Below are 12,465 nucleotides of genomic sequence, written 5' to 3' on the forward strand. Positions count from 1 at the left end.
ATGTGAATTTGCAGTTTTAATAGAAGCTTATATTAATAGTGAAATGGAAAAAAGAGTTAATGCAGGAATTAAAAAACCAATCTATAATAAAGATTATACACACGGAGACATCTCTTGAGGAGGAAACAAATCTTGAGATGTGCAGTATATGTCAGGGTTTCAACAGATCATTTGGAACAAAAAACAAGTTTAGAAAATCAAAAACACCTATTTTACTCCTATATTGAACAGCAAGGGTGGGAACTTGCAGAAATTTATCTAGATATTGAAAGTGGAACTACGGATAAAAGGGAAAACTTCCAAAGGATGATTCAAGATGCTGAAAAGGGAAAGTTCGACTGCATTTTAGCTAAAGAACTATCTCGTTTAGCTAGGAATGGAGAGTTAGCCTATAAAATCAAGAGGGTCCTCCAATCTAGGAAAATTCAATTAATAACTTTGGATGGGGCAATTAATACCTTAGAAGATAATACGGACAAATTTGGTCTATACGCGTGGCTTTATGAAGAAGAAAGCCAACGTATCTCTAGGAGAATTCAAACTGCTCTTAAACAAAAAGCAAAAAGGGGAGAGTATAAAGGCTCAAACGCTCCCTATGGTTATGAAGTTATTGATAAAAAACTTGTTGTCAGAAAAGATGAAACCGTTGATGTAATTAAATTGATTTTCTATTTATATTTACAAGGAAAAGGTATTGAAGCAATTGCAAGACACCTTGATAGTTTAGGGTATCCAACACCAGCACAAATTGCTGGTAAGAAAAATGCAGGTCAGTATTGGCAAGGTACTTCTGTAAAATTAATCTTAAAAAATCCTCATTATGTTGGGGATTTGGTACAAGGGAGAAGCAAAGTAAGAAGTGTGGTTGATAAAACCAGGGACGACATACCCATTGGAGAATGGATTGTTATTCCTAATTCACATGAGCCGATTATTTCTAAAGAAGATTTTGAAACAGTACAGGACATGCTAAAAAGCAGGTATAAAAAACGTCCAAAAGCAAAAAAGCATTTGTTTACTAATGTTATATATTGTTCTGATTGTGGCACTTCATTGTGGTATATGCAAGACAGAAAAGGATATGTATGTGGACGTTACCGAAAGCATGGGAAAAATGCCTGTACTAGTCATTTTGTTAAAGAAGATAGGCTTAAAAAAGCAATTCTTACTGAATTACGTGCATTGATAAATAATGTTATTAATGGCAACGACATGGTTGAATCTTTAGTAAACAAGGTTAATAAAACAATGACAGGTGAAAAGAAGAAACTTAAAAAGATCGACGACGAAATTTTGCAGCTTAAAGAAGAAAATAAAGAACTAATAAAGTTACTTGCCCGAAAGATTATTACTGAAGATGAATACAAAGAAACAACAGAATCTAATAGAAGAAGAATTATTGAGTTACAAGAAAATAAACTTGATATTACTGAGCTGCTACAATGCCACCAAGAAGGTAATAATGATTTAGTTAAATATCAAAGGGTAATAGATGAAATACTACAATTAAACGACTTGAATGAAGAACTATTGCATAGGGTAATCGAGCGAATCGAGATAACAAGTGAAAAAGAAGTAAATGTTCATTTTCGTTTCGCAAAACCCTCTTTATTTTTAGAAAAAATGTAGTCACCAACAGTCAACACACGTTGAGTGCGTCTCGCAGATAGTTTTAAAAGAAGCAGCAGACCCCAAATAGGGGATTCTGCTGCGTTTTAATCAGGTATGGAAGCCGAAAAACGATAGTGGATGAAAGGTGTTCCATCTTCCTTTACTTCGATACGATTTATCTCGGGTGTTAACTCATCGAAATTTAGAAATTGAAGTAATTCTTGTTTGAACTTCTCGATGTTATCCGCCGTTTGTTCACTTTCCATCGCTGTTAAAAGATCGTTCTTATTTTCTGCTAACTCGTTAAATTCAATATTATTAGCCTCTACATTTTCACGGTATTCCTCTTGAGTAATTATCTCTTCGGCTAACATATTGATGTACTTTCTTTTGCGACGCTTAATGATCTCGAATTGCTTTTCTAATTTCTCAAGTTGTTTTTCAATGTTTTGCTTCGATTTTTTTGATTGAGCTTCTAACTTTTTTAAACATTGCTGCTTGTCCATCTGTTTCACTAACTTCTGGATGTCAGTTAGAATTGTTTCATTCAGTAATTTCTCTCTAATTAGATGATTACTGTATGCTTTTTTACCTTGACGTGCATAACTTCCACAAATATAGCCTTCACGATTACTCCTGTACCACATTCCTGTACCGCAGTCTTTGCAAAAAAGAATGTTGGTAAATAGATGCTTTTAGGTGCTGTAATATACTTTGTTCTAATTTTCATTTGTTGCTGAACGGCATCAAATACTTCTCGTATAATTATTGCATCATGAGCCTTTTCAACAATTATTAGTTTTTCAGACTCAACCTTTTTTCTCTTAAATCTGTTATTCCTCTAGTAAATAAGCTAGAGGTTTTTTTATTGAATAAAAAAGTCTCATATTAGTACAAAACCTGCTCACCCTAAACCTATGGGAATGAAATTGTATTTAAATGCCAAAAATTTCAAATACCCCTATCCAAAGATATTGGAATCTAACTTTTATACTACCTGATATAGTTAAAAGCAAATAAGCAATAAAATTTTTCATAGAAGGTTAAGAGATTGCAAGAGTAAGTTAATACCAAAAATGAAACCGCTTTAAATGTTATAACGGATAAGAAAGCTGTATCTGTATGTTAACTTTGCTTCTGCCAATTAAGAACAAAGGAGGCAGCAATTAGAAAAAATTTTGTGGAACACCCGTAGACTGACGGGATTTTTGCTAGTCATGATTAAATAATAACAGCAAGTTTAAGGGTGGCAAATATCTTGATTATTGATTGGGAATAACATACTGCACACAAGAGAAGTGTTGCAAAATTTCTGTATTAGGAGGGGGCCATCGAGAAATGACAAAGCTTATACCAAAGGTTACAGCCTATAGGAAGAATATAAAGTCTAATACTCTAGAGTTAGAGCGTGTAGAGGTCAAAAAAGAAACCAGTGGTACTCTTTTCAATACATCAGGCGTAATTACGTACTGTATCTGTTTTTAGCTCCTGCCATTATTCTAACCATTATTTTTAAATATGTACCTATGTATGGATCGATTATTGCATTAAGGATTTTAGCCCAATGAAAGGGATTTTAGGAAGTGATTGGGTTGGACTGGAGCATTTCAGAGATTTCCTAACATCACCAAATTTTGGCCATATTTATGAATACGCTTTTGTTGAGTGTTTATGGACTTATTATTGGGTTTCCAGTCCCTATCATTTTAGCTTTAATGCTGAACCAACTAAGAAGGGCAGCAATTAAGAAAAATATACAACTTGTGCTATATGCACTGCAAAACTACTTTGGAACAAATGACAAGGAGGAAACTAATTTTGAAAAAATGGATTTCAATATTTTTGTCAACTATACTTATTACTACCTCTGTGGGAACGTATCTTGTTTATCCTTCGAAAGGCTTGGCAGCTGTACCCAATCAAACCATAGGGGAAGAAACGAAGGTGGAATCAACTATTTTTGAAAACACAAACAAAGCAACTACAAATCTAACAGGCTGGCAAATTAAAGGGAAAGGCACACTGGAAGACACAGAACAGGGACTATTGCTAACATCAGAACCAACAGAAAATGTAATAGCGGTTTCAGATGTCATCTCTGAAGATTTTATCTATGAAGCAGATGTGAAAGTAATAGACAAGAATGCGGATGCCACCTTAGTATTCCGCTCTAATGAGGATGGCTGGGATTCCTATATGCTGCAAATCGTTCCTAATGCGGGAATCATTCGCCTTCATGATGCTCGTGATGAAAAGAGATTAAAAGAGGAACGCAAGGTTAAGTTGCAAGAGGATGGAATCTATCATCTGAAGGTGAAGGTGGTAGGAGATACGATCAAAGTTTATTGGGAGAACAAGTACGCTCCTATAATTGAGGTAAGAAATGCTTCATATAACAAGGGGTTTCTTGGACTTAACGTATGGGATGGGGCAGCATTATTTCAAAATGTAAAAGTCAGCGAGCTCTCAACAAATCTTGGTTCAACACTATATAAGGAAGGAAACTGGGAACCAGCTATCAAAGGTTTGAAAGGAATAGCTGATAATGCTGTGAAAGCAAAGCAAATCTATAATAAAAGCGCAAGCGACTTTGTACTTGAAGGAAATGTTTCTTTTGATCAAAACCCATCGGAAGCTGCACTTGCTTTTCGTGCAAATGAACAGGGAACAACTGGTTACCAGGCGGTGCTTTATAAAGAAGGTCATACAGTCAAGGTGCAATTGAAAAGGGCGGACGGGACAGTACTTAAAACATCGGACCATACCTATGAATCTCAAGAAGGTACCAAACACCATCTTGAAATTATAGCAAATGGCAATGAAATCGAACTGTATGTTGATGGCTACTCTGAAGCTGCTGTTAAGGTGACGGATAGAAGCTACAAGGCTGGGCTTGCAGGATTTATCGTAACATCAGGTTCTGCCTACTTCCAAGATGTTTATCTAGTTCCAACATCCAGCTATTACAAAGAAAAATATCGGCCAGACTATCATTATACTCCAGCTCGCGGGTCTGTAAGCGATCCGAATGGTCTGGTCTACTACGAAGGCGAGTATCATTTGTTCCATCAAGATGGTGGGACTTGGGCCCATGCGGTAAGTAAGGATTTGGTGAATTGGAGTCGACTTCCTATTGCCTTGCCATGGAATGATCATGGGCATGTCTGGTCAGGATCAGCTGTGGCGGATTTAAATAATGCTTCCGGTTTATTTACGAATACGGGAGGGAAAGGTCTTATTGCATATTACACTTCGTTTAATCCAGATGGATTGAATGGGAACCAGCGTATTGGTCTTGCCTATAGTACCGATCAGGGACGTACTTGGAACTATTCAAAGGAACGCCCGATTGTAATTGAGAATCCCGGCAGGAATGGGGATGATCCGGGAGGCTGGGACTTCCGTGATCCTAAAGTCGTCCGGGATGATGCAAACAATCGATGGGTTATGGTTGTATCCGGCGGGGATCACATTCGCTTCTTTACTTCTACGAACTTAATAGATTGGAAGCTTACTGATAATTTTGGTTATGGAAATTATGTGCGCGGCGGAGTATGGGAATGCCCTGATCTCTTCGAACTTCAGGTTGAAGGGACAGATGAGAAAAAATGGGTTTTGATGATTAGTACTGGGGCAAATCCAAAAACGCAAGGGTCTGATGCGGAGTATTTTGTTGGACAGTTGACAGCTGATGGTAAATTCATCAATGACAATCCGACTGGGAAAGTACTTAAAACGGATTACGGAAAGGAGTTCTATGCATCAATGTCATTCTCCAATATGCCGGATAATCGCCGTGTAATGTTGGCCTGGATGACCAACTGGGATTATCCGTTTGCATTTCCAACTACGGGTTGGAAGGGAGAACTGACGATTCCGCGAGAAGTACGATTGGTGAACACAGATGAAGGGATAAGACTCGCGCAAGCTCCGATTAAGGAACTACAGTCCATCCGCAGCACCATATACCAGACACAGAACAAAATAATAAATCCGGCTAATGCTTCAAACTTGTTAAAGGGAATCAAATCAGGAGCCTTTGAAATAGAAGCTGAGATTGAAATTCCTTCTACAAGCCAAATAACCGAATTTGGTTTTCAAGTTCGTGAAGGTGCGGACCAAAAAACAGTTGTTGGATACAAATCAGCAGATAACAAAATTTTTGTAGATCGTGCTGAGTCAGGTGAATCTGATTTCTCCAGACTTTTCTCAACGTTCCATGAGGCTCCATTAAAACCGGATAATAAACGTATTAAGATGAATATCTTTGTAGATGATTCATCCATTGAGGTATTTGCTAATGATGGGAAGATAGTTTTTTCTGATGTTATATTCCCTGATCCTTCGAGTCGTAACATTCACTTCTACGCCAAGGGAGGCGAAGTGAATGTTGTATCATTACAAGTACATTCACTTACAGATACTTGGGGCCACAATGCGGAAGATGGTACAAGTATTGTAATGGATACAAATCAAAGGGAGATGAATAGTGGTGATGCTTTAAACTTATTTGCATCTGTGAAAAATGGAAATGGAAAGGGTACTCAGCCTATTAAATGGACATCCAGTGATTCGAATATAGTGGAGGTTGCCTCTTCTACTAACACCAGCGCAGTACTTAAGGCGGGAAGCAAAGGAGAAGCAATCATAACAGCGTCTACGCCGAATGGAAAGGCTTCCGCAAGTGTAGTGGTAAAAGTATATGATGGTGAATTTCAAACTAATTTAACTGGATGGGAATCAGACCTTTCGGCATCAAAATGGACTATCACCGAAAATGGAATCCGTGGTACGCATACAAGTGATGCAAACTATATGGCTAAGGAAACTGCGGGAGACTTTATCTATGAAGCAGAAATGATGCTGGGAGAAGCAGGCGGTGCAGGTTCCATTCTATTCCGGGCAAGTGAAGATGGTAGAAGCGGATATTACTTTAATCTTGATCCGAATATGAAGGCTTTTCGTCTATTTTACAAGATTGACGGAGGCTTTGAGGAACGTATGGTAATTGGGAAAGTTCCTGCCTTTATTCAACCAGGAAAGACATATAAAGTGAAAATCGAGGCGAAGGGTCCTCACATCCAGATTTATGTGGACGGTCAGAAAATCATGGATTTACAGGATGGAACATTTGCCGAAGGGCATTTTGGTGTAAATGTCTTTGGAGGTCAAGCAACTTATCAACATGTTAATGTCATCAATGCCTCAGAAGCAAACTTAATGAAAACAAGCTTTACGAATATAGTAACAGGAAAAGCTCTTTATACATCCAAGTCTCATAACGGGGAGCCTGTGACTATAGCTGATGCAGACCAGGCTACAAACTGGACCCTGATTCCAACAGGTGATGAGCATGGTTCCTATTCAATCCGAACAGATGGCGGCAAAGCGCTTGATATGGATACTGGGCAAAATAAAATTCAGCTGTACAACTATCTTGGCTATAATAATCAGCGCTGGATTATTACTAAAAATAATAATGGGACTGTTAGTATCACTTCTGTTCATAATGGGAAAGCACTCGAAATAACAGAAGATGGAATTTTGACTTTTGATGATTTGAATCCAGATCAGGAGCTTCAGCAGTGGGCTCTTTCTTCTGATAAGAATTAAAGAGATTTGAAGAGATACAAGAAGAAGAGCTTTGACCGGTATAATGAAGTTATAGCCACATTCGGTGAAGTATTGGATTATCAGCCTTCCGTTACAACTAGATAGTATTTAAGATTAAAAATAATAAGATGGAGATTAGCGGATTAGTCTAATCTCCATTAAGGCTTTTACCCATGGAAAAGGCTTCCTGTTAACCTTTAGAGCCTGTTTCAAAATAGATTTGCTTTACGCTTTTGAAATGATGGCAAACTCAGCAAGTCTAAAACGTTCATCATCACAAAAAACAATTCCGGAAATAGAAGGATACCCAACTATAACAAAGGAATTGAGGATTTTGCAGAATTCTTTATATCATTAATTACCTATATGATTTTGGAACTTTCTGTAACTGAAAGGAAAAAAACTGCTGACAAAACTAATAAACTTATTTTGTCAGCAGTTTGAAATTATCAATAAACTTAAGATACAAAAGATAAACGAATAATATTACGCTGCAAGTTTTTCAGTTTCATGGTCAAATCTTCGAAATTTAAATAGTGAGTACACCAGTACCAGCGCCACTCCCATTGCCAAATAAGGGAGGTAAGGCGATTGAATGGACTGAACAAACAGGTACAGTAAGAGATACATAATCGAACGACCTATTGTGATTAAAAATTCACGTTTCAAAAGAATAACAATTTGGTCCTCTTTTTTCATGCCATTCAAATATCTGAAAAAGGTATTGTCCATTGTGTAACCGTACACGTAAATGGAAACGACAAGGCCGACCATTGTCACAAAATAAAGTGGTGTAATTTGCGCGAAGCCGGCGAGCAATATGAACCCCGTACTAATTAAAGTATAAATCACAAACTGTTTTTCCATTTTTAATTGTTTCCATTTCGATATGAAGACAATGGCGATGGTTAAAACCACAATATTCATCACATTCAGATAGGATACATAAAGCGCATTTTTCGATAAAACCACCATAATGATGACCTGAAGACACACCATACATTCCAGAACACCAGCTGTAATAATCCCAAATGGAACCATCTGTTTAGAGACTTTAATGATCTTATAATCGTGGAAGAAATTCGATTTAAACTCAGCTTCGATGGAAGGCAGCTTGGTAACAGCAACAAAGTAAAAAATAGAAACCAATAGCATAAAAACAAATGAAACCGTAAAACTAAAATAATAAATTAAGAAAGAGTTAATAAGTGGAAGTATAATCATTAAAATGTTTTTCACATAACCAATTCGCGAATTAAAAACATTCAGTTCCGACCGAGTCGATAGAACACTTAACGCGTAATTGGAGGAGGAATAAAAGAAACCAAAAACACAGCCAAAGCTAGTTGCTGAAAGAACTAGAAGAACTGTATGACTTAAGTGGGAACTTAAAAGAAGAACAATAAACAATATGATTGCTGAGATGGCACTTAGGTAATAACTAATTTTTATATTATTTTTGAAAAGATAATAGGTTCCGATTATATACGCAAAACAAGATAAAAAATAACTCAAACCATTAAAGGCAATCAGTGGTCCGAGTGTAGTGCTGTTTTCCCAAAAATAATAACTGATAAAAATCGTGCTGTACCCGGTAATGCATAAAAAAACCGATTGAAGAAGAAATAGCTTTTTCAGGTCTGAATTCATCCTAACACCTTTTCTATATAGTATTTAAAAAAATAACATTTATATATTTTAAAAGGAAAAAGCCAGACTTGTAAAGGTGTTAAGGATGTTTTTAATGCGTATGGCTTCACCAGCACCTAATTTGTTGCTACATAAACTCTCCACATGTGAAGTGTGTGGCGCACTAATCTTAAAATTGTAACACCCTAATTAAAATTTGCTAGTAATAATTAACACTAGATAATCCGGCCCTGTTTTCGGTAAAAAATTCTTTTGCGATTTGTTTTTTCATTATTCCCCCTTCGTTAAGTATTAAAAATTATGGTAAAAATAATGAATAGTTACCTTTTTCTGATAGCAGTATAGTTTTCTCGAAAGAGCAAATTATATTAAGGTTCGACCATAACTTTCAGCGAAGGGGGATTTTTTATGGCAGATTTTTTAGGATTATTCGGGGATGACAAATCGCAAAACAATGATAATTCAAGCACTCAAGGGACCGATACAACTTCCAATACACAAAGTAATTCATCGGATGGCAAATTAGAACTTCATAAAGAAGAGCTAGATATTACAAAAAATAATGTCAATGCAGGTGAGGTTGTTCTTTCAAAAGAAGTAGTGGAGGAGCAAAAAACTGTTGATGTTCCTGTGATGCATGAGGAAGTGGTCATCACAAGAACGCCGGTTAATAACCAGTCAAGCAACGCTGCGATTAGCAGTGATGAATCGATTCATATTCCTGTTAGTCAAGAACAAGTAGATGTACACAAATACACCGTTACAACGGAAGAAGTTTCTGCTTCTAAGCGCCAGGTTTCAGAGACCCAGCAAATCGAAGAAACACTAAGACGGGAAGAAGCCAAAGTTGATACAACTGGAAGTGTTAATATCGTTTCAGGCGGATCTGAATTTAGCGATATTAACAGCTAATTGATCTTTGGCCTCACCTGCCTGGTGGGGCCAGATCCATTGCATAGGAGGGATAGAAATTGAAGGACGAAACCCAAGATGTGACATTCCAACTGCATAAAGAAAAGATGGATATTACCAAGCAGCGGGTTAAGACTGCCGATGTAAGGGTTTATAAAAATACATACACAGAAGTGAAGCAAATCTTGGTACCGGTAATCCATGAAGAACTAGTTATTGAAAAAAAGGGGCTCACTCCAGATTATCCTGATATCGAGGTAACCCGAATTCCCATGAGTGAGGAACGTATAGAAGTTACTCTTCATCCTACTGTGTTGCATAATACGAAAGTAGATACACAGCAATTTGAAGAAGTAGTTCAGGTAAGTGAAACACTAAAGGAAGAAAAGCTCCGTATTGAAACGATTGGTGATATTAAAGTGGAGGTAGTCGACACGCCTTCCGATTTGTAAAAAGAAAAACCATCCTCTAAGGACCTGCTTCCCGGCAGGATTTTTTCATTTACTCAATAATTCCTTCTTAATTATCTTTTCATTTCATGATGGTTGTCACAATTGACTTTTGTTCGAGTAAGATTATAGTTAAATGCATTTCACATATACCTAATCATTAAATCCCGTAAAAACCAATACAGTCTAGCAGTAACAACAGTTTGATAAAAACTGCTTAAGAATGGTATAAGTATAAAAGAAGCAGGGACATTCTGCTTTTTAATGTTGGATAAGGGGTTAGCCTGGTCCCATAATGAAAGGATTTGGATTTAATTATGATAGATAATTTTTGGCGTGATTTACCACGACCTTTTTTTATACTTGCACCAATGGAAGACGTGACGGATGTTGTTTTTCGCCATGTAGTAAGTGAAGCTGGCGGACCGGATGTGTTTTTTACAGAGTTTACAAACTCTGAGAGTTATTGTCATCCAGAGGGGATGCAAAGTGTACGCGGGCGTTTGACTTTTACAGAGGACGAGCAGCCAATTGTAGCCCATATCTGGGGGGATAAGCCTGAAAACTTTCGGCAAATGAGTATTGGTATGGCGAAATTAGGGTTTCGGGGTATTGATATTAATATGGGCTGTCCTGTACCTAATGTGACACAGAATGGAAAGGGAAGCGGCCTTATCCTTCGACCAGAAGTAGCAGCAGATTTAATACAAGCAGCAAAAGCAGGAGGATTACCCGTAAGTGTAAAGACGAGACTTGGCTTTACAGATGTGGAAGAATGGCGGGAATGGCTGACACACATTTTGAAGCAAGACATTGCTAATCTTTCTATTCATCTGCGTACAAGGAAGGAAATGAGCAAAGTGGATGCTCATTGGGAGTTAATCCCAGAAATCAAGAAATTGCGTGACCAGGTAGCACCTGATACTCTTTTGACGATCAATGGAGATATTCCTGACCGTCAAACTGGCTTGAAGCTTGCCAGCCAATATGGTGTTGATGGGGTTATGGTTGGGCGTGGTATTTTCGCTAATCCATTTGCCTTTGAAAATGAGCCGAAGGAGCATAGCACTAAGGAAATGCTTGATCTCTTAAGGCTGCATTTGGATCTCCATGATAAATATTCAAATGTAACGCTGCGTTCGTTCAAGGCACTTCACCGCTTTTTTAAGATATATGTCAAAGGATTCCGAGGTGCCGGTGAATTAAGAAATCAACTGATGAATACAGAGTCAACAGACGAAGTGCGCACATTGCTCGATAACTTTGTGTCAAAGAATCTTGATGTAATGTAAAGCGTCCCAATTACTTGTATAACCAAGTAGTACGTTTAAACGGGTGTATCGCCACTCAATTACAGTCAAACATGAAGCTGCCCGGCAGTTGGTGTTGAAATTGTTCTTTAAGGGATCAAATTCTAAAGGGATTTGGTCCCTTTTTGCGGAATATAGAATAAGCGTGATTTTATATATAAGTGCATGCATTCTTATATAATTGAAATATGAGCTTTGATTAGTTAACTCCAGTTATAATACAATCAAAGAAACCATTATGTGGAAAATTAATAAGGGGGAACCTAACATGACAAATATTATCAGCACTAATAAGGAATTGTCACCGGAACAACGGGAGGCATTACTCGAAACATTGAGACTTCGTTTTGAGAAAAACATGCACCGCCATGAAGGTCTTGAATGGGCTAAAGTACAAGCGAAGCTGGATGCTAGTCCTGAAAAACTATGGTCGCTGGCAGAGATGGAAAGAACCGGCGGTGAACCGGATGTTGTTGAATATGATAAAGAGAAGGATGAATACATTTTTCATGATTGTTCAAAGGAAAGTCCTAAAGGGCGAAGAAGTGTTTGTTACGACCGTGAAGCGCTGGAGGCAAGGAAAAAACATAAACCAGAAAATAGCGCTATGGACATGGCAGCGGATATGGGTATTGAAATTTTAACGGAAGAACAATATCGTGCATTGCAGAAACTTGAAAGTTTTGATCTGAAAACATCTAGTTGGGTACAAACATCCTCCGAGATCAGAAAACTCGGTGGTGCCCTCTTTTGCGATTGTCGCTATGAACATGTATTCGTGTATCACAACGGTGCAGACTCCTATTATGGTGCCAGAGGGTTTCGCGGCTCATTAAGGGTGTAACAAATAAGGATAGTAAAATGAAAAAGGCAGAGTAGTCAATCCCTCTGCCTTTTTTTCTATCCAAACTAATTGGTAA

The 12,465-nt window shown here is 37.6% G+C and carries 9 protein-coding genes and 1 pseudogene; 8 read left to right on the forward strand and 2 right to left on the reverse strand.

What is annotated here, in order from left to right; translation table 11 throughout:
- The first annotated feature begins 132 nt into the window (after window positions 1-132).
- Window positions 133-1,629 (forward strand): recombinase family protein, encoded by a 1,497-nt coding sequence (locus H0184_RS22385; protein WP_221828610.1) that lies wholly within the window; start codon window positions 133-135, stop codon window positions 1,627-1,629.
- 86 nt (window positions 1,630-1,715) lie between these two features.
- Here the strand turns inward: H0184_RS22385 and H0184_RS22390 are convergent, their stop codons facing one another.
- Window positions 1,716-2,258 (reverse strand): hypothetical protein, encoded by a 543-nt coding sequence (locus tag H0184_RS22390; RefSeq protein ID WP_221828799.1) that lies wholly within the window; start codon window positions 2,256-2,258, stop codon window positions 1,716-1,718.
- Between the two features lie 691 nt (window positions 2,259-2,949).
- On the opposite strand from H0184_RS22390, the gene H0184_RS22395 reads away from it, so the two are divergent.
- The 3 genes and pseudogenes from H0184_RS22395 (at window position 2,950) to H0184_RS22405 (ending at window position 7,224) form a co-directional block, all read left to right on the forward strand.
- Complete coding sequence (locus H0184_RS22395; RefSeq protein ID WP_221828612.1) at window positions 2,950-3,096, forward strand: hypothetical protein; 147 nt, start codon at window positions 2,950-2,952, stop codon at window positions 3,094-3,096.
- Window positions 3,063-3,386 (forward strand): annotated as a pseudogene (locus H0184_RS22400) (sugar ABC transporter permease); the annotation flags it as partial. The gene H0184_RS22395 and the pseudogene H0184_RS22400, both read left to right, overlap by 34 nt.
- A gap of 22 nt (window positions 3,387-3,408) precedes the next feature.
- Window positions 3,409-7,224, forward strand: a complete 3,816-nt coding sequence (locus H0184_RS22405) for a GH32 C-terminal domain-containing protein (protein ID WP_221828614.1) — start codon at window positions 3,409-3,411, stop codon at window positions 7,222-7,224.
- A gap of 486 nt (window positions 7,225-7,710) precedes the next feature.
- Here H0184_RS22405 and H0184_RS22410 read toward each other — a convergent pair whose 3' ends face one another.
- Entirely contained in the window at window positions 7,711-8,874 is a 1,164-nt protein-coding gene (locus tag H0184_RS22410; protein ID WP_221828615.1) for a hypothetical protein, read from the reverse strand.
- A 408-nt stretch (window positions 8,875-9,282) separates the two neighbouring features.
- Between H0184_RS22410 and H0184_RS22415 the strand changes: the two genes are divergently transcribed.
- From H0184_RS22415 to H0184_RS22430, 4 genes are all read left to right on the forward strand, one after another.
- Window positions 9,283-9,786, forward strand: coding sequence for a YsnF/AvaK domain-containing protein (locus H0184_RS22415; protein ID WP_221828617.1), 504 nt, complete (start codon window positions 9,283-9,285; stop codon window positions 9,784-9,786).
- 59 nt (window positions 9,787-9,845) lie between these two features.
- Window positions 9,846-10,238 carry a YsnF/AvaK domain-containing protein gene (locus H0184_RS22420; RefSeq protein ID WP_221828619.1) on the forward strand — a complete coding sequence of 131 codons (393 nt, stop codon included), beginning with the start codon at window positions 9,846-9,848 and terminating at the stop codon, window positions 10,236-10,238.
- A 314-nt stretch (window positions 10,239-10,552) separates the two neighbouring features.
- Window positions 10,553-11,527, forward strand: a complete 975-nt coding sequence (locus H0184_RS22425; RefSeq protein WP_221828621.1) for a tRNA dihydrouridine synthase — start codon at window positions 10,553-10,555, stop codon at window positions 11,525-11,527.
- 286 nt (window positions 11,528-11,813) lie between these two features.
- On the forward strand, window positions 11,814-12,389 hold the full coding sequence (locus H0184_RS22430) for a DUF4256 domain-containing protein (RefSeq protein WP_221828623.1): 576 nt from the start codon (window positions 11,814-11,816) through the stop codon (window positions 12,387-12,389).
- Window positions 12,390-12,465 lie beyond the last annotated feature (76 nt).

The sequence above is a fragment of the Neobacillus niacini genome (assembly GCF_019749295.1).
GTDB classification, from domain to species: domain Bacteria; phylum Bacillota; class Bacilli; order Bacillales; family Cytobacillaceae; genus Neobacillus; species Neobacillus niacini_D.